At 48.8% G+C, this 21,275-nt stretch carries 21 protein-coding genes and 1 riboswitch; of the genes, 4 read left to right on the top strand and 17 right to left on the bottom strand.

Annotation, left to right across the window (positions count from 1 at the left end):
• Nucleotides 1-251 precede the first annotated feature (251 nt).
• The 11 genes from AC2TDN_RS12000 to AC2TDN_RS11950 all read right to left on the bottom strand — a co-directional run bounded on the left by AC2TDN_RS12000 (nt 252) and on the right by AC2TDN_RS11950 (nt 11,672).
• Complete coding sequence (locus AC2TDN_RS12000; RefSeq protein ID WP_484688151.1) at nt 252-1,214, bottom strand: ABC transporter ATP-binding protein; 963 nt, start codon at nt 1,212-1,214, stop codon at nt 252-254.
• Nucleotides 1,211-2,209 (bottom strand): ABC transporter ATP-binding protein, encoded by a 999-nt coding sequence (locus AC2TDN_RS11995; protein WP_484688150.1) that lies wholly within the window; start codon nt 2,207-2,209, stop codon nt 1,211-1,213. The genes AC2TDN_RS12000 and AC2TDN_RS11995 overlap by 4 nt, the downstream gene beginning before the upstream one ends.
• 13 nt (nt 2,210-2,222) lie before the next feature.
• Complete coding sequence (locus tag AC2TDN_RS11990; RefSeq protein ID WP_482068162.1) at nt 2,223-3,146, bottom strand: ABC transporter permease; 924 nt, start codon at nt 3,144-3,146, stop codon at nt 2,223-2,225.
• A complete protein-coding gene (locus AC2TDN_RS11985; RefSeq protein ID WP_482068161.1) occupies nt 3,143-4,078 on the bottom strand; it encodes an ABC transporter permease in 936 nt (311 codons plus the stop codon). Before AC2TDN_RS11985 ends, AC2TDN_RS11990 begins: the two co-directional genes overlap by 4 nt.
• A gap of 132 nt (nt 4,079-4,210) precedes the next feature.
• Nucleotides 4,211-5,893: a peptide ABC transporter substrate-binding protein gene (locus AC2TDN_RS11980; protein ID WP_484688149.1), complete on the bottom strand. Its 1,683-nt coding sequence runs from the start codon at nt 5,891-5,893 to the stop codon at nt 4,211-4,213.
• Nucleotides 5,894-6,641: 748 nt separating this feature from the next.
• Complete coding sequence (locus AC2TDN_RS11975; protein ID WP_482068159.1) at nt 6,642-7,889, bottom strand: serine hydroxymethyltransferase; 1,248 nt, start codon at nt 7,887-7,889, stop codon at nt 6,642-6,644.
• 78 nt (nt 7,890-7,967) lie between these two features.
• Nucleotides 7,968-8,573: a TIGR01440 family protein gene (locus AC2TDN_RS11970; RefSeq protein ID WP_484688148.1), complete on the bottom strand. Its 606-nt coding sequence runs from the start codon at nt 8,571-8,573 to the stop codon at nt 7,968-7,970.
• A gap of 16 nt (nt 8,574-8,589) precedes the next feature.
• The gene (gene rpiB / locus AC2TDN_RS11965) at nt 8,590-9,045 is read right to left on the bottom strand and encodes a ribose 5-phosphate isomerase B (protein ID WP_482068157.1); all 456 of its coding nucleotides are present in this window, start codon (nt 9,043-9,045) and stop codon (nt 8,590-8,592) included.
• 98 nt (nt 9,046-9,143) lie between these two features.
• Nucleotides 9,144-9,226: riboswitch (ZMP/ZTP riboswitch) on the bottom strand.
• Nucleotides 9,227-9,297: 71 nt separating this feature from the next.
• Entirely contained in the window at nt 9,298-9,876 is a 579-nt protein-coding gene (locus AC2TDN_RS11960) for a low molecular weight protein arginine phosphatase (RefSeq protein WP_484688147.1), read from the bottom strand.
• 42 nt (nt 9,877-9,918) lie between these two features.
• Nucleotides 9,919-10,479 (bottom strand): manganese efflux pump MntP, encoded by a 561-nt coding sequence (locus tag AC2TDN_RS11955; protein WP_482068155.1) that lies wholly within the window; start codon nt 10,477-10,479, stop codon nt 9,919-9,921.
• A 131-nt stretch (nt 10,480-10,610) separates the two neighbouring features.
• The gene (locus AC2TDN_RS11950; RefSeq protein ID WP_484688146.1) at nt 10,611-11,672 is read right to left on the bottom strand and encodes an L-threonylcarbamoyladenylate synthase; all 1,062 of its coding nucleotides are present in this window, start codon (nt 11,670-11,672) and stop codon (nt 10,611-10,613) included.
• Between the two features lie 94 nt (nt 11,673-11,766).
• Between AC2TDN_RS11950 and AC2TDN_RS11945 the strand changes: the two genes are divergently transcribed.
• On the top strand, nt 11,767-11,889 hold the full coding sequence (locus AC2TDN_RS11945) for a hypothetical protein (RefSeq protein WP_484688145.1): 123 nt from the start codon (nt 11,767-11,769) through the stop codon (nt 11,887-11,889).
• On the opposite strand, the gene spoIIR is transcribed toward AC2TDN_RS11945, so the two are convergent.
• Nucleotides 11,870-12,646 carry a stage II sporulation protein R gene (gene spoIIR, locus AC2TDN_RS11940; RefSeq protein ID WP_484688144.1) on the bottom strand — a complete coding sequence of 259 codons (777 nt, stop codon included), beginning with the start codon at nt 12,644-12,646 and terminating at the stop codon, nt 11,870-11,872. The genes AC2TDN_RS11945 and spoIIR overlap by 20 nt on opposite strands.
• 253 nt (nt 12,647-12,899) lie before the next feature.
• Here spoIIR and AC2TDN_RS11935 point away from each other — a divergent pair, with 253 nt between their 5' ends.
• Nucleotides 12,900-13,778: an RNA polymerase sigma-70 factor gene (locus tag AC2TDN_RS11935; RefSeq protein ID WP_484688143.1), complete on the top strand. Its 879-nt coding sequence runs from the start codon at nt 12,900-12,902 to the stop codon at nt 13,776-13,778.
• Between the two features lie 179 nt (nt 13,779-13,957).
• Complete coding sequence (locus AC2TDN_RS11930; protein WP_482068151.1) at nt 13,958-14,395, top strand: carboxymuconolactone decarboxylase family protein; 438 nt, start codon at nt 13,958-13,960, stop codon at nt 14,393-14,395.
• 471 nt (nt 14,396-14,866) lie between these two features.
• Here AC2TDN_RS11930 and prmC read toward each other — a convergent pair whose 3' ends face one another.
• The 4 genes from prmC to ychF all read right to left on the bottom strand — a co-directional run bounded on the left by prmC (nt 14,867) and on the right by ychF (nt 18,399).
• On the bottom strand, nt 14,867-15,823 hold the full coding sequence (prmC, locus tag AC2TDN_RS11925) for a peptide chain release factor N(5)-glutamine methyltransferase (protein WP_484688142.1): 957 nt from the start codon (nt 15,821-15,823) through the stop codon (nt 14,867-14,869).
• A 25-nt stretch (nt 15,824-15,848) separates the two neighbouring features.
• Entirely contained in the window at nt 15,849-16,037 is a 189-nt protein-coding gene (locus tag AC2TDN_RS11920; protein ID WP_484688141.1) for a hypothetical protein, read from the bottom strand.
• 23 nt (nt 16,038-16,060) lie between these two features.
• Complete coding sequence (gene prfA / locus AC2TDN_RS11915) at nt 16,061-17,131, bottom strand: peptide chain release factor 1 (RefSeq protein WP_169084462.1); 1,071 nt, start codon at nt 17,129-17,131, stop codon at nt 16,061-16,063.
• Between the two features lie 167 nt (nt 17,132-17,298).
• A complete protein-coding gene (ychF, locus tag AC2TDN_RS11910; protein WP_482068149.1) occupies nt 17,299-18,399 on the bottom strand; it encodes a redox-regulated ATPase YchF in 1,101 nt (366 codons plus the stop codon).
• A 221-nt stretch (nt 18,400-18,620) separates the two neighbouring features.
• Here ychF and AC2TDN_RS11905 point away from each other — a divergent pair, with 221 nt between their 5' ends.
• Nucleotides 18,621-18,764 carry a hypothetical protein gene (locus AC2TDN_RS11905; protein WP_482069676.1) on the top strand — a complete coding sequence of 48 codons (144 nt, stop codon included), beginning with the start codon at nt 18,621-18,623 and terminating at the stop codon, nt 18,762-18,764.
• A gap of 89 nt (nt 18,765-18,853) precedes the next feature.
• On the opposite strand, the gene AC2TDN_RS11900 is transcribed toward AC2TDN_RS11905, so the two are convergent.
• Complete coding sequence (locus AC2TDN_RS11900) at nt 18,854-21,238, bottom strand: S-layer homology domain-containing protein (RefSeq protein WP_484688140.1); 2,385 nt, start codon at nt 21,236-21,238, stop codon at nt 18,854-18,856.
• Nucleotides 21,239-21,275: the final 37 nt, after the last annotated feature.

Below are 21,275 nucleotides of genomic sequence, written 5' to 3'. Positions count from 1 at the left end.
TATCTCCTCGACAGACAATCCATAAAAAAATGAATAGTTATCGCCGATTATAATCCAGCCCAAAGCAATGAAAAAAATGTATACACAACCAAACCTTCAAGTTATCCACATTTGCCCACAGGTTATCAACAGACTTATGCACAATCCATAATACATTAATAAAATCATCTATGACATTGCAAAAAAAAGGAGCTATCCATCATGGCTAATAGCCCTCAGGACAGCTCCTTCACATTTTTCAATTATCTTTCTTATACGGACGCATAGTGGCAAGCGGCAAAATGCCCCTTCCTCACTTCAAGCAATGCTGGTTCATCGACCTTGCACTTATTCGTCGCAATCGGACAACGCGTATGGAATTGACAGCCTGAAGGCGGATTGATTGGACTAGGCAGATCGCCCGTCAGAACAATACGCTCACGCTCCGCTTCTACCTGAGGATCCGGAATCGGAATAGCAGATAACAGCGCCCTAGTATAAGGATGCGCAGGCTTATCGTAGAGCTCGCTGCTTTCAGCAAGCTCCACGATTTTACCTAAATACATAACCGCAACGCGGTCGCTTATATGCTTAACCATCGACAAATCATGTGCGATGAACAAGTAGGTTAGTCCCATTCTGCGCTGCAAATCCTGCATCAGGTTGACAACCTGCGCCTGGATAGAAACATCCAGAGCGGAGATTGGCTCATCGGCAATGATGAACTTCGGATCCACCGCCAGCGCGCGCGCAATGCCTATGCGCTGGCGTTGACCGCCGGAGAATTCATGCGGATAACGCGTAGCGTGGTCTGGATTCAAACCAACAACATCGAGCAAATGCTCCACTCTATGCTTGCGTTCCTTTTTGCTGCCTACAAGCTTATGGATATCAAGTGCTTCGCCGATAATATCCATAACCGTCATGCGTGGATTCAAAGAAGCATACGGATCCTGGAATATCATCTGCATGTCTCTTCGCATCGCTTTAAGCTTAGCGCCCTGTAGCTTATAGATATCCTGCCCGTCGAAAGTTACGCCTCCGCTAGTTGGCTCATATAGCCGCATAATTGTACGTCCGGCGGTCGATTTGCCGCAGCCGGATTCGCCGACCACACCAACGGTTTCCCCTTTTTGAATGGAGAAGGTAATATCATTAACAGCTCGGAGCGTCGCTCCGCCGCCTAGATTAAAAAACTTGCGCAGATGATTAATTTCAATTAACGGCTGTCTCATACCGATACCTCCCTATTTGCATAAGGATGCGCGAGCCAGCATGCCGAAGCATGGGATTCATTGCCGTCTACCGGGAGCAATTCAGGATCATTGTCCACGCAAACCCTCATTGCCTCATCACAACGGGCACAGAAGCTGCAGCCTGCTGGCGGCTTGATTAAATCCGGCGGCATACCGTAAATCGGCACAAGCGGATCTTCCTTCTTCTGGTCGAGACGCGGCAGCGAACGCAGCAGCCCTCTTGTATAAGGATGTTTAGGATTTTTGAAAATTTCCCATTTTGTTCCGGTTTCCACTACTTTTCCGGCATACATAACAATAACACGGTCACACATATCTGCTACAACGCCTAAATCATGCGTAATAAGAATAATAGAAGTGCCAAGCTTTTGCTGCAAATCCTTCATCACTCGCATAATCTGCGCCTGTATCGTTACATCGAGCGCTGTCGTAGGCTCATCCGCAATCAATAAAGACGGATTGCAGGCAAGCGCAATCGCGATCATCGCCCGCTGGCGCATGCCTCCGGAAAACTGATGCGGATATTGATTAACACGTGACGAAGCGTTCGGAATACCTACGAGATCAAGCATTTCAATAGCCCGCACGATCGCTTTCGTGCCGCTGATCCCTTGATGCTTAATAAGACCTTCCGTAATTTGCCGGCCAATCGTTAAGGTAGGGTTCAGCGAGGTCATTGGATCTTGGAAGATCATTCCCATTTCTTTGCCGCGAATGTCTTCCATCTGTTTATTAGACATTTTCAATATTTCTTTGTCTTTAAACATGATCGATCCGCTGGTCTCCGCCGGAGGCGATGGAATCAAACGCATAAGCGATTGAGCGGTAACGCTCTTGCCGCAGCCCGATTCCCCAACAATGGCTACTGCTTCTCCTTTATTAACGTGAAAATTAACGCCACGAACCGCCTTGACGACTCCGCCGCGAACTTTGAAATTAACGCGAAGGTTTTTTACTTCAAGCAACTTCTCCATCCATGTCCACCTCCTACTTCTTCATTTTCGGATCAAGCGCATCTCTTAGTCCATCGCCAAAAATATTAAAGCAAAGCATCGTTATACTGATAACTGCCGCTGGGAAAATCATTCTCCACGGATACAGGGTCCACGCTTTAATTGCATCATTGATCATCGTACCAAGCGAAGCAGCCGGTGATTGCACGCCGAGTCCCAAGAAGCTGAGGAATGCTTCTGCGAAGATAGCGCTTGGAACAGTAAGCGTCAACGTTACGATAATCGGACCCATCGCATTCGGAATGAGATGGCGGAACAGAATACGCCCCGTTCCTGCGCCGAGCGCCTGAGCAGCCATAACGTACTCTTGATTTTTGAGCTGCATGATCTGGCCCCGTACAATCCAGGCCATACTGATCCAACCGGTTATACTAAGCGCAAGCACTATCGTGAACATGCTCGGCTCTAAAATGACAATCAAAAGAATGATAATAAGCATGCTTGGAATGGAGTAGAGAATTTCGCATATACGGTTCAATATCTCATCGACACGGCCGCCGAAATAACCCATAATTCCTCCGATAATAACACCGAGAACCAAGTCGGCTAATGCAGCATATAAACCAACCTGCAAGGAAATCCCTGCTCCCATCCAAGTACGGGTGAAGAGATCTCGTCCAAGATCATCGGTACCAAACCAGTAGGTACCGTTCGGACCGAGGTTCTTTTCCTTCAAGTGATTCGTTTGAAAATCCTGCTCGGATATACCCGGGCCAATTATCGCCATAAGGGAGACGATTAGCAAAACAACTAAGCTGAACATCGCTATTTTGTTGGAACGCAGACGCAGCCAAGCATCTTTCCATGCAGAGATGCTTTCACGAACAACGACTTCTGTGTGCTTCTCATCTTTGTTCAGCTTAGCGAATTGATCCGGCGTAAAGGTGTTATCCTTCATCCTTTCCCGCCTCCTCTTGTCAGCTTAATTCGCGGATCGACAAAGCCATAAGCAACGTCAGTCAAGAACCGCGCAACCATCAGGATAATTCCATAAAATAAAGTAAGCCCCATTATGAGCGTATAGTCGCGGTTAGTAATACTTTGTACAAAATATTTCCCAATTCCACCTATACCAAATATTTGTTCGACAACAACTGACCCGGTAATAATATTAGCTGTCATCGGTCCTATATAAGTAACTACTGGCAAAATAGCATTGCGTAGAGCATGACGAACCAAGATAATGCGGCCGCTTAGACCTTTGGCGCGAGCTGTCTTAATATAGTCGGCAGACAGTACCTCCAGCATCGTTGAACGCGTCAGACGCGCGATAAATGCGGCTGGAAGGAAAGATAGCGCAAGCACAGGCATAATGAAATCTGTAGGATCGTTAAGACCCGATACATTAAGCCAACGCAGCTTGCTGCCAAGAACGAATTGTAAAATAGATGCCGCCAAAAAGTTGGGAATCGATACCCCAAGTACGGCAATAACAATCGTGAAGCTATCCAAAAATTTACGATGATTAAGCGCGGCAATGATGCCTAGAATCAAACCAAATGCTAGAGACACAATGACGGCAAAAAGGCCGATTTGCGCAGAATAGATAAAGCTCTCTTTGATAATGCGAGTAACGGACATATACTGCTGTTTCATCGACATCCCTAAATCGCCATGAAGCAAATTGTTCAAATACATGAAATATTGTTTCCATATCGGCTGGTCAAGGCCGTACATCTCCATGAGTCGCTCTCTTATCTTTTCGGGAATGGCCTTCTCCCTGATAAAGGGATCGCCCGGGATGATTTTCATAAGAAAGAACGTAGCCGACGCTAGTACAAACAACGAAACAAACATGGACAGAAACTTCTTGGATACATATTTTATCAACGCAATGGACACCTCCTTACAGAATATAAACAAGAAGAAATGCTATCGTGCAAGAGTCTAAATCAGTCAACAAGAAAGGGATATATGCGGACATCCCGCATATATCCCTGACTTCAGATGCTCGAAGGATGACTAATTCGCTTGGTAGTAACCTCTTGTGTAGTCGATGTCCCCTTTGTAGTCCAAGAAGATGTTCTTGAATCCAGGTTTAAGCATGTAAACGTTGCTGTAGTAGTAAATCGGCATGATCGGCATATATTCCATAAGAATTTTTTCTGCTTCAGTCATAGCTGCAATTCTTTCAGCTTGATCTCCGCTAGCATTCGCTTTTTTGATCAAAGCATCATATTCAGGAGAAGCAAAGCCAGTGTTATTTTGAGCGCCGCCAGTAACGAACATATCCAAGTAAGTCATTGGATCGTTGTAGTCAGCTCCCCAGCCTGCGCGAGCGATTTGGTAGTTCATAGCAGTACGGTTTTTCAGTAGAACGGCAAACTCTTGGTTCTCGATACCAACTTCGACACCAAGATTTTGACGCCACATTTCAACGATAGCTTCAGCAATTTTCTTGTGGCCGTCGCTTGTGTTGAACGTCAATGTTACTTTAGGGAATTTATCAAGCTTCAGCTCGGAAAGACCTTCAGCAAGCAATGTTTTCGCTTCGTCAACGTTCTCCGTGAAGAAATCATCCTTCACTTCGTTACGGTAATCTTCTTTCAAACCAATGATGCCTGGCGGAACAAAACCAAACGAAGGAACTTCGCCGGCCATCGTTACGCTCTCAACGATTGCTTGACGGTCGATCGCCATTGCAAGTGCTTTACGAACTTTTATGTTATTGAAAGGAACTTCTTCTGTGTTGAATTGGTAATAGTACGAGCTTGCGATACCTTTTGTAACGATCTCGTCTTTTTTCGATTCTTTCAGAACAGGGATTTGTTCAGCTGGGATTTCGCCAGTTGGTTTACCTGTGTAATCAAGTTTGTCTGTCTCATAGTTGGCAAGCTCAGTTGCAGACTCAGCAATCATTGTAAAGTCAATACCAGCAAATTTCACTTGGTCTTTATCGTAATAGTTTTCATTAGGAACAAGCTTAATGGATGTATTGTGCTGCCATTCGCTCATTTTGAAAGGACCGTTGCCGATGATTGTAGCCGCATCTGCAGCCCAAGCTTCGTTGTCCTTCACAGATTGATGAACAGGGTTATATACGTAGAAAGAAGTAAGACTCAAGAAGTACGGAGTAGGTGAAACGAGCTTAACTTCAAGCGTTTGAGCGTCAAGCGCTTTGACGCCAACCGCATCAGCGTTTTTCGTTTTTTCCTCGTTGTAATCTTGTGCGCCAACGATGTAGTAGAATTGGTAAGCGTAAGTTGAACCTACAGCAGGATCAAGCGCACGTTTCCAAGAGAATTCGTAGTCGTTTGCAGTAACAGGGTCGCCGTTACTCCATTTTGCGTCTTTACGGATTTTGAAAGTGTACGTTTTACCGTCTTCTGATTTTTCCCAGCTTTCAGCAGTTGCAGGAATGGATTCACCATTCTCGTTTTTACGAGTCAAACCTTCGTAAATACCCGTTGCAAGTGTACCTGATACATTGTCTTCCATAAGTGCCGGGTCAAGAGTCGAAGGCTCAGAGTGAATGTTCATTCTGAAAACTTTCGATTCGGATGATCCGCCATTAGTAGCACCGGATGTTTCTCCATTTGTAGCGCCGTTGTTGCCTGTCTCTTCTTTAGGTGTACAACCTACTGCGACAATAGCAAGAATGAGTAAAGCAGCAATAAAGGATAAAGCAGACTTTCTTGTTCTCATTGTAATCCTCCCGTGTTTTTTCTTCCGTGTTCATCATGGGCAGAACCGACCACCTCACTCGCGTAATATACAAACGTTTGCACTACGTTACAGCCTGTACAATGCAAAAGCATGTATCTTCCTGAGTTGCAGTTTATGCACTCTTCCCCTTCAAACATAGAGATTTTAGTTTACTAATATTTTTCACTATACATCCATGTTAATTATTTATCAACAAAATGTGAGGTGTAAATTTATGTATAAATGACTTTTATCCTACATACTTTAGCACTTTGACGCGTTTATTCAACTAATTATTTTATTGCTTTAATGCTTTACAGCGTTTATTCAGTCTAATATTCTGTTACTTTAACGCTTTGAAGTAAATCATCATAAATAATCAATAAAAAAGTATTAATTATTGGAAATACAAAATATAGATTAATTCCTTTAAATCCCCATTCAAATGGCATTTTTCTTATTCATTTGAGATTATAAACGCATTTGAACTGCAAAAAACTAATCAATTGTTAAAGTTTTATGTCTTCACAATATTGTCAATGGCTTTCAACACCATAATTGAAGTTAAAATCATTCATGAATTTTACTAAAAAAATGACTATTCTCATCTTGAATCAACTTTATTATCTTTCTTCTAGAGCCATTATTATATACCGCTCCATCGTTTGTGAAAACAAGCAAAATAAAAAAAGACCTATTCGGCACTAAAGTGCCAAATAGGTCTTGCTTATATTAATTCAAATGAAAATTAGTATTTCATTTCAGGATAAAGCGGGTACTGCGCAGTCAGGTCACGAACCATTCCGCGAGCTTTCGCAAGCACTTCTTGATCCTGTGGGCTGTTAAGCACTAGCGCGATCACTTCCGCAATGACCTTCATTGCTTTCTCGTCCATGCCGCGAGCCGTTGCTGCAGGCGTACCAATGCGGATACCGGATGTAACGAATGGGCTGGTTGGATCGAATGGAATTGCGTTTTTGTTTACTGTGATGCCTACTTCATCAAGCACATGCTCTGCTGCTTTACCTGTAATGTTCAGGCTACGCGTGTCAAGCAGCATCAAGTGGTTGTCAGTACCGCCGGATACGATGTTAAAACCTTTTGCCACAAGCTCTTCGGAAAGAACCTTTGCATTTTTAACAACCTGTGCGGCATATTGCTTGAATTCCGGTTTTAGAGCTTCGCCAAAAGCAACTGCTTTTGCTGCGATAATATGCATCAACGGGCCGCCTTGCGAGCCTGGGAATACCGCTTTATCGATTGCCGCTGCCCAAGGCTGGCGACAAAGGATCATACCGCCGCGCGGTCCGCGAAGCGTTTTGTGCGTTGTTGTCGTTACGAAATGCGCGTGAGGCACTGGGCTTGGGTGCAAGCCTGCTGCTACCAAACCAGCAATGTGCGCCATATCAACCATAAACAATGCGCCTACATCAGACGCGATTTTGCCAAGCTTCTCGAAATCGATTGTACGCGGGTAAGCACTTGCGCCAGCTACGATCAAACGAGGACGGTGTTTGAAAGCAAGCTTGCGAACTTCTTCGTAATCGATTGTGAAGGAATCCTCTTGAACGCCGTATGCCACGAAATTGTATAGCAAACCGGATGCGTTGACCGGACTGCCGTGCGTCAAGTGACCGCCATGCGCCAGGTTCATGCCGAGAACCGTATCGCCAGGCTGCAAAGCTGCGAGGTAGACAGCCATATTCGCTTGCGCGCCGGAGTGAGGCTGAACGTTCGCGTGCTCAGCACCGAACAATTCTTTTGCACGATTACGAGCGATGTCCTCAACGATATCCACATGCTCACAACCGCCGTAGAAACGTTTGCTTGGGTAGCCTTCTGCATATTTGTTCGTCAGCACGCTTCCCATTGCTTCAAGTACCGCTTCGCTAACGATATTCTCGGATGCGATAAGCTCGATATTATCACGTTGGCGATCAAGCTCAAGGCCTAGCGCTTTTAGAACTTCGGGATCTTGGTTGCGTAAATTTTCCATTTCAATATTCCTCCTCAAGTTAAACAGCCTGTATTTTAAAATGGTATAAATCAACTCATTATGGCTCTATCATGTAATCTACTCGCATGTTCCAGCTGATTGCTCCGCCGATATATTCGTTTCCAGCTCATATACTGCGCGGGAACCGCCAATGAGCTTCGGTCTCGTCACGGCCATCGTCACATGAGCTTCGCCAATACTGCGAATTGTCGGCCGAACCGGAACCGCAACCCGCTTCAAATGCATGCCAATGAACGTATCGCCGATGTCGATGCCGGCATGCGCCTGCACAGTCTCCACCAAGCAAGCCGACTCCAGCTGACGATAGGCGAATGCCGCCATCGATCCGCCTGCTTTTGGAACCGGCACCGCGCCTACGATATCAAGGCCATAACGCTCTGCGGCAGCACGCTCGATAACGAGCGCACGATTCAAATGCTCGCAGCATTGATATACCGGAATGAAGCCAATCTCTCTGCGAACAGCCTCCACGCCTGCATAAATCTGCTCTGCCGTATCCGTTGTTCCCGCTGTACCGATGCGGTGGCCCAGCACTTCACTTGTACTTACACCAATGACGAGAAGTTGACTCATAACGAGACTGCCCGCGGTCACCAGCTCCCGCACAATCGTCTCTACTTGCTCTGCAATGACTCCTGGTTGTACATGGGTGTTCTCACTCATTGCGATTGCCCCCCAATTAGGACTGGCTGTATTGCTCTTCGATTTGCATCACTTTATTTACTCGGCCTACATGACGCTCTCCGTTGGAGAACGGTGTCTCCAGCCAAATACGAATAATTTCCAAGGCTGCTCCAGGGCCTATAACACGTTCCCCAAGCGCCAATACATTCGTGTCGTTATGCTCGCGTGTAGCTTTAGCCGAGAACATATCATTTACTAGCGCGCAGCGGATGCCCCGCACTTTATTTGCAGCAATCGACATGCCGATTCCTGTCCCGCAAATCAATATACCCCGCTCTGCTTTGCCGCTCGTAACAAGGTCGCATACGGGCAATGCATAGTCCGGATAATCAACCGATTGGTCGCAGCTGCAACCTACATCTTCAATTTCATGACCGAGCGATTGAAGAAAAGGGACAACCTCGTCCTTCAAACGATAACCGGCATGATCGGCACCAATAGCAATTTTCAACGCAAAAGACCTCCTTCGAAATGATACATCACAGTGCTAGTATACCTATTTTAGCAAAAAAAGACGAAAAAAGAGCATGACATGCTTATCAGCATGCTGCTCTTTGCCCAGGCGACCGGCCGTATATTCCGATGCTCCACCGTGGTTTAACCCACTTCCGTCGCCAGTTACATCGGAAACCGTATATTGTCTTTTTATAATAGCTGAACATTCGTGAAAAATCAATCTATATCATGAGCGGCATTTGTGGAATTATTTCTTAGAAAGCTTGTCCAGCAGCTTCACGAGCGCATCCTCAATTTCATTCGCGCTGGTGCTGTAAATCGACAATGAGCCTCCGAAAGGATCCACGATGTCGAAGCTTGGAATACGGCGCTCCAGCTCCAGCAGCCGGCTTCTCTCTGCCGAGGTCAATTGCTGACCAAGCGCTTGCTTCATATGGAGCTCCGAATAAAGCCGCTCCAGTTCCTCAATATCGGCGAGCACGCGCGCATCCTGATTCGTGTATTCTTTTAAGGTATAGGTTTTGTCGACCGCCTCCGGATGCCATTGCAGCAGCCCTCGCTTGTGGTTAGCCGTCATCGTCAAAATAATGTCCGCCCAGTCGACTGCCTCGCTCGTCAGCGCAAGAGACGTGCTTTTATGATCAATGTCGCGTTGTCTAAGCGTCTCTACTGCATGCGCAGAAACCGGCAGTCCGTCGATTGTAGATATGCCCGCGGAACGTACAGCAACCGTAATGTTTCTCAGAGCAGCCATCCGGCGCAGCATAGCCTCCGCCATCGGCGAGCGGCATGTATTGCCGGTACAAACAAATAAAATACGCTTCACACTGCCAACTCCTTTTCTACCCGATTCGAAATGTCGGTCCATCTAAAAAATAAACAAGATGCCAAAGATGAACAATATTCCTCCGCCAATGGCTTCGCCGTATTCGCCAAAATTACCGCTTACCTTACGTCCAAGCATCAAGCCCAGCACCGACATCAGACCGCCAAAAAAACCGAACAGCAGAATGGTCGTCCATATATTAGCCGCAAACATGCCAAGCGTTATCCCTACGGAGAAGGAATCGATACTGACGCTAAGCGACAGCACCGTCAAGCCCCATAATGATCGATGGTCAAAAGATTGCACCGCGTCCCCGCGCAGCGAGCTGTATATCATATGCCCGCCGAGCAGCACCAGCAATACACCAGCGGCAGTCGTTGCGACATCCCCTAGCAGGCTGCCCACATACTGCCCGGTAAATATGCCTGCAAGCGGCATTATAACATGAAATAATGCGATCACAAGGCCGAGCTTTAGTATATCCAGCAGCCGAATTCCTTTCAGCCCAATGCCAAGTCCGAGTGAAAAAGCGTCTAAACCAAGCGCCAACGCTATAATAAGCAGCGTGAGCAGCTGTCCGGCATGCAAATGTGCATCGACCAAAGTCTATCTCCCCCATGTCCGCCTGTATTCTATACCAAACATATGCGGACATGAGGACAAACATACTATTGCTGTTGCCAGCTAAATTTTCGATGTACAGAAATTACTTTCAAACCGCTGCTTACACCTGCCTATACGCAAATAATTCGGTTGCCCGCAGCTTTAGCCAGACGGTTCATCAGAGCAGCGCCAATGCCATCTCCGCTGCAGCCCTCCGCCCATATGCGCTGCGCGCCAGCACTGTCAAAATCACGCAACGCAGCATACAGAAGATGCGCGGCTGCACCCAGCTCCTTCTCGCTGCCAAAAGAAAGTACGGAGTCCGCCTCATAACGCTTAAGCCGTTCTTCAAAGGCGAGCACGCCCGTAATCTCGCCGCGTGCCCTCGCAGCTCCTGCTTGTTCTTGAATGTACGCCACAACAGCCTCAGATTCGCCTTGTACGAGCTCGAGCTCCCCTTGCGGAGCATAATGCGTATACTTCATGCCAGGGGAACGCGGGGCCGCCTCAGGCTGCTCTGCCGAGCCGTTATCAATTGTCGCAGCCGGCGCCGCTTGCTGCAGCTCCTCAAGCGTTACTCCGCCTGGGCGCAAAATACGTATGCCATGCTCGCCAACCAGCTCGATCACCGTCGATTCCAAGCCTACACCTGTCGGTCCGTCATCCACTACGCCATCGATGCGACCGTCCAAATCGTCCAGCACATGCTCGGCAAGCGTGGGACTTGGTCTTCCCGATCGGTTCGCGCTCGGCGCGGCAATCGGACAGCCCGCTTCCGCCAGCAGCGCAAGCGCCGTTCGATGATCCGGCATCCGAATGCCCACAGTTGACAAGCCGGCCGTCACAAGCGGAGAGAGCACACCGTCACGAACAGGCAGCACAATCGTAAGCGGTCCCGGCCAAAAACGATCCATCAGCGCTGCGGCGAGCTGCGGATAAGGCAGTACCAGCGCATCCAATTGCTCACGGCGAGCGATATGGACAATAAGGGGATTGTCCGAGGGGCGCCCCTTTGCGGTAAATATCCGCTCAACAGCTGCAGTGTTTCGAGCATCCGCGCCAAGCCCGTACACCGTCTCCGTCGGAAAAGCAATTATTCCGCCTTCCTTAAGCTGACCAGCAGCCTCCGCAAGCTTCTCGCGGAGCTGATCATTACCATCCTTCTTCACGCGCCATATATTTGTTGTCGTCATCTCTATCCTTCAATCCTTGCCGCTAAAATTAAATTGTCCATTCATCCGCTATTATAGCACAAGCGCTCCAAAACGAGCAGAAACGAAAGCTGAAATGAAAGCTGAAACGAAAGAAGAAACGAACGCAGAAACGAAAGAAGAAACGAAAGAAGAAACGACAGTCCCTTCTTCACAACATCAGAAGGAACTGCCGCTTATTATGCAAACAACGATTTAATCCAATCGATAAACGATTTGATCATTTCCCAGAGAAAAAACTTCGCTTCCGGCGCTTCGCCTTCGGAAGGCGCAGCTGCAGGTGCTGCTGCAGCCGCTGTTTGCATTGCCGTTGCTTTCTCAGGGGCTGGATCTGCCTTCACCGCCGCAGTCTGTACCGTTTCCTCGGCAGGCGCTGCCGAAGCCTCGCCGGTCGCTGCATCAATGAAGCAAAGCGGAGGGAACAGCACGCACCACCAATTTTGGCCGTTGCCTTCGCCAAGCGTAATACGGAGCGCTTCATAGTCGCCAGCGGGATATACTTCATTCCCATACATTTTTGTCGGGAAAGGCACCATGCCAAGCTCCGCGGAGGAGCCATAGTCAAAGCCGCGGCTCTTCAATACTTTTTCAGTAATCCGTTCGATTTCAGGCATATTTGCGATAATCGTCTGACGAGCTTCCTCAATCGTCTGAGGACCCGTGACCCAGCCATTCATCGCTTTAACGATCTCATCCCGCACAAGACGCTTAACGACTTGGTCAGCGGGATTATCGGAATTGGCTAATATACGCAAACGAATCGCTTCCTGCGGAATTTGACCGCCTGCAAGCGCAGCATCCATCTTCTGAGCTTCCCAGCTCATAATTAAAATAACAATAGCAAAGACAATAAAACCATATGATTTGCGGTAAGCAAATTTATTTGAACGAACCGAATGAGATTGAGCGGACTTCGAAATATTAGAATAGGAATGAATGGAATAATGGCTGGACATGCAACACAAGCTCCTCTCGTCGCACCCGTCAGTGCGTCTGCTTGCGTTCCGGAACGTATCTATCCGTCATTATGTCCGTATGTCCTAATATATAAACCTAGCAATCTATCTTTTTTATTTCATTGATGAGAGTAAGAATAGGAAGTTCGAAAGCTTTACGCAGCAGATGAATGGCACGTTATAATTATGTCAGTAAGAACACTAGCGCAACAGCCAGCTTGCAGCACCTCAATTTTTCACGAGATAAGGACGGTTGCCCATAAATTTTGAAACTACCTATGCCGCCTATCGGCCGCTGCTCCATTCGATCGCCTACCGCATGCTCGGCTCCTTCAGCGAAGCCGAGGATCTGGTCCAGGACGTATTTGCAGATTACAGCCGATTGGATGCTAACGACATAAGCAATGAAAAAGCCTATTTAATTCGAATGGTAACGAATCGCAGCTTAAATCTTAATCAATCCGCGCGTAAACGCAGAGAGATTTATATCGGGGAATGGCTCCCTGAGCCAGAAGTCGTTACGGCCAAGCAAGACCCGGCTGAGCTGTATGACCTTCACGAGTCGGTCTCCTACGCGCTGCTGGTCATGCTGGAGCAGCTCTCTGCAGTCGAGCGGGCCGTGTTCATACTTCGGGAATCGCTTCAGTATGATTACGATGAAATCGCAGCTTGCCTGCAGAAATCGGAAGCCAATTGCCGGAAAATTTATAGCCGCGCCAAGGAAAAACTCCAAAGGGAACGGGAGTCGCTGCCGGTCAACTCGGACAAATCCGAGCCGCTCGCTGTTACCTTCATGGAGGCTGCGGCATCCGGAAACTTTGACAAGCTTATTTCGCTTTTGACGGAAGAGGCTGTACTCGTTTCTGATGGCGGAGGAAAAGTTCGTGCCGTTATATTCGCTATTATCAGCAGAGCTCGCGTCGTGGCCTTTTTGAAAGGCGTCATTCCAAAAACCTTTCTAGGCGATGGCCATCAGTTTGCTATCGTGAACGGACAATTCGGCATCATTATTATAAAAGATGGCAAGCCTAGAAGCGTCATCAGCTTCCGGCTGGATGAGTCCGAGCAGAGGGTTGAGCGGATATACGTCATGCTGAATCCCGACAAGCTGAAGCATGTCAGGGTCGAATAGCGATTTTATATCATACTGCATCCTGATAGGCTGAAGCGCGTCCAAATCGATGCAACTGAATATAAAATCTTTTTTTGTTCTTCTGTCACAACCGGTGTCGCTGCTTTGTCTTAGATGATGAAGAATCGCATTTAGCTCAAATGGGCTGACAAATCGGATAATAGAGGAGATTGAAGAGCATGACAAAGAGAACCGTAATTATGAAAGAAACGCCAAGCGCTTACCAAGCAATGCTTGGGTTGGAAAAATACCTGGGCACGACCAGCATCGATAAACAGCTCCAGGAATTGATTAAAATTCGCGCTTCTCAAATAAACGGCTGTGCGTACTGTATCAATATGCATACCAAGGACGCAAGAGAGCTTGGGGAAACAGAGAAGCGGATCTACGCCTTGAGCGCTTGGCGCGACACTCCGTTCTTTACGGAAGCAGAGCGTGCCGTGCTCGCCTTGACGGAGTCTGTCACCGTTATTACGAAAGAGCATGTGCCAGATGCGGTGTATGATGAGGTTGCTCGCCATTTTGACAGTACGCAGGTTGCGGAGATCATTATGGCGATCATTACGATTAACGCTTGGAATCGTATTGCGATTAGCACGAATATGATGCCGGAATAAGTGGGCGGGGTTAGTGGCAAGAGTTAATGGGGTTGGGTTGATGGGGAGAATTTTATGCAGGTTGTGTTGCAAAAAAGCCTTAGTTACACTTGACTCCTACGCTGCAGTCTGCATCAGAAACACTTATCTAATTTAGCACCTTGCTACGCTGCAGTTTATACAAACAGAATCACTCAAACAAACTCAGCTCCTTTGCTACGCTGCAGTTTATACAACAGAATCACCCATTCTGGCCTCAGTTTTCACCTTATTAGCTATTTCTGCTGCATTTATGCATTGTAGCTCGTCATTCTGGGGGTCATGTCAGGTTTCTGTTGCACTTTCTGCAATGGATCTAATTCCAAGCGTGGCGAGGACTTAAGGAACAAGCAATTAAAGCATTAATCAAACAAAATAGGATGCTGCCGGATATCCATTCGGCTGCATCCTATTATATTTCTCCATATTGAGTAAGAAAAAGGCATTTTTCTATTAACGCGGCTGCGACTGAACCGCAATGACATGGCGTTCGATTCCCGCATAGTCATTGATGATGCGGACATCATCCCATGCGCCCATGCTGCGCATCATGTCTGCGACGATGCGAGGCTGGCCCATGCCGAGCTCGAAGGCGACGATGCGAGGCATCTGAACGAGCAGCGGGAGCTGTTCCAGCATGCGGCGGTACGGATCTAAGCCGTCCGCCCCGCCCTCCAGCGCGAGATGCGGCTCATAGTCGCGCACCTCGCGCTGCAGCCCTGGCATATCCGCCACAGGTATGTACGGCGGATTGGAGACCAGCACATCGATGCGAAGCCGATCGTGCGCACTCTGTTCATGCCCAGGTATGAAGGGCATGAGCAGGTCGCCCTGCACGAACGCTATCCGGTCCGCCGATTCATGCCGGGCCGCGTTCGTGCGGGCGACTGCCAGCGCGTCCGGCGACAGGTCGGACGCGCACACGCGCCACGCGTGACGCTGCGCAGCTAGCGTGACGGCGATGGCGCCGCTGCCTGTGCCGACGTCAACGATCGTCGGCGCCAGCTCTTCACCTGCGCTGCCGCGCCCACCCGCTGCCTGCGGCCAGATCAGATCGGCCGCTTCAAGCACGGCCTCAACGAGCAGCTCCGTTTCCGGCCGTGGAATAAGCACGGCTGGCGATACAGCAAACGGCCGGCCATAAAACCACTGCTCGCCGATCATATATTGGACGGGCTCGCCCAGCGCCTTCCGGCGCACGAGCTGCTCCCAATCGGCCAGTTTATCGGGTGGGAAAGGTTCCCCTCCGTCGCGAAGCAGCGCTGCCCGGTCGATATCGAGCAAATGCATGAGCAGCAGCTCCGCATTATTGCGCGGCTCTTCGACCGCTTCCTCCTTCAACAAAGAGGCGGCTCGCATGCTTGCCTCACGAATCGATAGCGGCAGCGTAAACCATTGACCAACATTCATGCCGTTCACTCCTTCCACATTCCCGCTACAGCTCCATAAGCCGCCGTCCACTCTTCCACATTCCCGCTACAGCTCCATAAGCCGCCGTCCACTCTTCCACATTCCCGCTACAGCTCCATGAGCTGCCGTCCACTCTTCCACATCGCTGCTCCAGCTCCACGAGCTCCCCGTAACCTAATAAAACGCCAGGCCGCTGGATGCTTATCGTAAGCATCCAACAACCCAGCGCATCATGGTTTAAGCCATTTCACGTTCCATCAGATCAGCTTGCTCCGCAATCGTGAGCGACGAAATCACTTCCGTCAAATCACCGTTCATCACGGAATCCAGCTTATGAAGCGTTAGTCCAATGCGGTGATCCGTTACACGGCTTTGCGGGAAATTGTACGTACGAATACGTTCGCTGCGATCTCCCGTTCCAACCTTGCTCTTCCGCTCGCCGGCATATTTTGCTTCTTCCTCTTGGCGACGAACATCGGAGATGCGTGCACGAAGCACGGCAAGTGCCTTCGCTTTGTTCTCATTCTGCGATTTGCCATCTTGGCAAGTGGCCATGATTCCTGTAGGAACATGCAATACACGTACCGCGGATTTCGTCGTGTTAACCGATTGACCGCCTGCTCCGCTCGAACAGAACGTATCGACGCGAATATCCTTGTCGAGAATTTCAACCTCAACATCTTCAACCTCTGGCATAACCGCTACCGTGGAAGTCGAGGTATGAATACGTCCGCCTGATTCCGTTACCGGAATACGCTGTACGCGATGCGCGCCGCTCTCAAACTTCAGCTTGCTGTACGCGCCCTTGCCCGTAATCATGAAGATAACCTCTTTGAATCCGCCCAGATCGTTCTCGCTGAAATCCATCAGCTCCACTCTCCAGCCTTGCGTATCGGCAAACTTTGTATACATACGATAAAGCTCATATGCGAACAAAGCAGCTTCATCGCCGCCCGCAGCGCCGCGAATTTCAACGATAACGTTCTTGTCGTCGTTCGGGTCCTTAGGCAATAGTACGATGCGAATTTTCTCATCAAGCTCAGCTTGGCGCTTGCTCAATTCGTCAATTTCCATCTTTACCATTTCACGCATTTCGTCATCGAGCTTCTCTGCCTGCATCAGCTTGGCATCGTCGAGCTGCTCGGTAACTTGTTTATATTCCGTAAAGGCATCATAAGCCTCTTGTAAATCCGACTGCTCCTTGGAGAGCTCTCTAAGCCGCTTGGGATCACTGGATACATCCGGATCACACAATAGCTCACTCAGCTTCTCATACCGGTCTGCGAGTGCTTGTAAACGGTCAAACACGATCATTCACCTCTGTTTATTCCATTAGGATAATGTTCATTATACCATATCAATGGCATTGTATCGACTGCTGGTTTGGATTACAACCAGTAAACCGCGCCCAAATTCAATATAAAGCCCCGCAAGCGCAGTACTGCACTCACAGGGCCTTATTATTCCCAATTTTTTTACACGTTAAAACGGAAATGGATGACGTCGCCGTCACGCACGACATATTCCTTGCCCTCAAGGCGAACTTGCCCCTTCTCGCGAGCCACACCCATCGAGCCAGCTGCTGCAAGATCCGTAAAGGATACAACCTCGGCACGAATGAAGCCACGCTCGAAATCGGTATGAATAACGCCAGCCGCTTGCGGCGCTTTCGTTCCTTTGCGAATCGTCCATGCGCGAACCTCTTGCACGCCTGCTGTAAAATACGTGTACAGCCCTAGCAATCTATAAGCTGCGCTGATCAAACGGTTAAGGCCGGACTCAGACATGCCCAGCTCCTCAAGGAACATTTCCTTGTCTTCGCCCTCAAGCTCAGCAATTTCCGCTTCTACCTTCGCGCTGATCGGCACCACATCAGCGCCTTCCGCAGCTGCGAAATCACGAACGCGTTGAACATACTCATTGTCGTCCGAGTTTGAAACCTCATCCTCGCTCACATTGGCCGCGTACAATACGGTCTTCATCGTCAGCAAATGCAAATCGCGAACGAGCAGCTTCTCGTCTTCGCTCAGCTCTACGCTGCGAGCAGGCATATCGTTGTACAACGCTTCCTTGATGCGCTCAAGCACTTCGATTTCCTGGGCAACCTTCTTGTCGCCGCCCTTTAGGTTTTTGCGGGAACGGTCGATCTTCTTGTCAACGGAATCAATATCCGCCAAAATCAGCTCCAAGTTAATCGTTTGGATATCGCTGATCGGATCTACTTTTCCTGCTACATGCGTAATATTGTCATCTTGGAAGCAGCGAACGACGTGTACAATCGCGTCAACCTCGCGGATATGCGCCAAAAACTTATTGCCAAGACCTTCGCCCTTGCTCGCGCCTGCTACTAAGCCTGCGATATCAACAAATTCGAATGCCGTTGGCACGATGCTCTTCGGAACGACAAGCTCAACCAGCTTGTCCAAACGCTCATCCGGCACCTCAACTACGCCAACATTAGGATCTATTGTACAAAAAGGATAGTTGGCAGATTCTGCCCCTGCTTGTGTAATTGCGTTAAATAATGTCGATTTGCCGACGTTCGGCAGACCCACGATTCCAGCTTTCAATGCCATGCGATAAGACACCCCTATTTTCCCGAAAGTAAACAACTCCAGCTATTATACCCCAGCGTTCCCTACATTGAAAGTGCCAACGGCTTCTGGAAGCCACTTTCACTAAGCTTTATGCCGAATAAAGGACCGTTTCAATACACAAGCTAAGTATCCGCAATTGCAAACACACGCGTACGAAGTACGTTGTGTTGTGATTCAAGAATTTTAAAGGAGGTGAGCTTATGGAAAATCAAACGCACAAGGGCAATTACAAGGGAACGACGAATATGAACGCAAAAAATCAGGATATGGCATTCGTCAACGATACGATCGAGGATACGAAGTCCACGTCCAATTTCACTTCCAAAAAGAAGAAAACGGATTAGCAATTGTTCATTATCACGTACCAAAAAGGCCTGAATACCGCCGCTCATCGCTGGCAGTATCCAAGCCTTTTTATTTTCACATCATATCGCTACATTCGAAGAGGTGCTTCCTGCAGCTCAGCGCGCGATTGCAAATAGCGGAAGAAGGCTGCTGACGCCTCGCCGCGCGTCACCTGCTTCTTAGGCAAAAACTTGCCATCAGACAGGCTCATAATTTTGAGACCAACGACGATCGACGCCTGACCTTTGTTCTCAATCTGCGCAGCATCCTTAAATGTCGCTTTGAAAATATGATCATAATTCGCAAGCGCATTGTAGCCAAGCGCACGCACGATCAGCTCTGCCATCTCGTCGCGCGACACTTTGCCGTTTGGATTGAAGGACCCGTCGCCTACATCGATCAGGTTTTGCTCCAGGGCGGACTCTACGTAAACGAAATAGTTGGAACCGTAGGCAACATCATCAAATGATGCTTTGGCTGATGAACGATCGGCTGAGGTTAACAATCCCGGTGAACGTCCGCCGTTTCTAGCCAGCACCAGCATCTTGATAAGCTCGCCGCGCGTGGCCAGCTCATTCGGGCGCACCTGACCGTTCTTCACATCAAGCGCCTTGTATGCCACCATCAACTCCAGCTGACGCTGCGCAAAATGCCCCTGGGTGTCCTGTGCCTTCGGCTTCTCTAGCTGCGTCGCTTCGCCTGTTTCACGATTGCGCCAGCCACCCGTTTCGGCATCAAGAAATACGGACTCATCTATCAGCCTAGGTACGAGCCTGTAGACAAGCTCTGCTTCGGTAGTCGACTCCACCTCGTTGCCATTTATTTCACCCGCTGCAAGCATTACCTTATATTTCTCAATTGGAATCGGCTGGCCGTTCCATGAAAACTGCTGATTAAGGCGATACGTCAGCTGCGTGCGATAATAGGTCAACCATTGCTCCACGGCCTGCTCACTCTTGATCAAAGCCGGAGCGGCAGTTGGATACTCAAAATCAGAAAGATCGGCACCGTAATTGACGATCTCCCCTGTGCGTGAATCAATGGATACGTTAATACGGTCATATTCGACCGCAGCTCCATGAATTTTGTGCACAAAGTTGAAATCATATTGGCGGTTCTCGCCTGTATCTTTTCCTTCATATTGCTTAGGGTCGGGTTTTACCAAATAAAGCTCATGCGTCAGCCATGGCAAATGCTTTTTAACCGCATCTACCGCAAGTGTCGACGCTTGCTCAAGCGTTACGCCAGGGCTCCCTGACTGACTTTGCTCATTGTACGTATACGTGTAAAAATTACGGACAGCCCCACTTCGCCCGTCAACCGTTGCAGAAGCAGAGCCAAGCTCCTTGCCATCCTTTTTGATCGACCAATTTAAATGCCAATACGCCTCTAGCTTACCGGTGCTCTCGTTGTTGTTTTCACTGTAATTCGAACCGCTCAGCTCCGCGCCAGCGGGCAGCTTGAACGCCGCCTTGACCGCATCAGCCGCTTGCTTCTCTGTAACCGACGCCGCCTTAGGCGCCTCGCCTAACGGCTTCTCCGTCACTGGCGCATCAGAAACGGTACCTGCTCCAAAGTACAAATCCGTCCGCTGTTCCTTTGGCTCCCCGGTAACCGCATCAATAGACACGGCCTGAAGCTCGTAGCTCAGCACAGGCTTTCTTACTCCCTGCATATTACGGGGCAAGATATAAGCAAGCTGAGGAGCTGCCGCTGCCCGAAGCTTGGCATTCGCAACTTCTAACGTTAGCTTCGTATCGATCTTCGGAAAGGTAACCGTATCATCCCACTGCAGAGAATACCTCCGAATATGCCCTTCGCTATCGACATCCAGCTCAATAAAGTTATCGACATATGGAATGCCCTGAACGACGCGGTCATATCGGAGCGAGTGGAGCATCTCACCCGATAATGGCGGCAGCAGCTGTACGCCGTAATCCGGATTGTAACGAATCTGCGCCTTGTAATCAGCAGCTATTTTATCAATGAATTGGAGCGCGATTTGCTGTGCGGCATCACGTTCAACCTTAAGCGGGTATGTCGGCTTGGCAGATGGGTTATTGGTATAAGAGCTGAATTCCAGCAGTTGTCCCTTGTCCGCATGAATACGAACATATATGCTGCCCAAATGCTTGCCGTTTGCTTTCTTCACGAAGTCGAGTCCCCACGAATTGCGCTTTCCGCTTGCCAGCATATCCATAGAAAGACTAGCTCCTTGTAGCAAGTACTCCTTCGGTATGCTCACATACTGCCTAGCCAGTGCCTCCGCCTTCTCCTTCGTTATCGCGACATTCACCGGAGCTTTTATTGCTTCTCCCATCTTATCTCCTTCCGATGCAGGAGCTGTCTGCGCTGCCGCACTCTCACCAACTTGCTTGTTAACGCTTTCAGCAAATGCCGCAGCAGGCATTACGCTCATCAGCATCGCCGTCGACAGCATAACAGCAAGCCTCTTCCGATTATTCCTCTTCACTGCTTCACCCTCCAATGCTTTTCCAATTTATTCATAA

Source organism: Paenibacillus sp. Y660, assembly GCF_057221575.1.
This window is presented reverse-complemented; position numbering and strand designations above follow the sequence as displayed.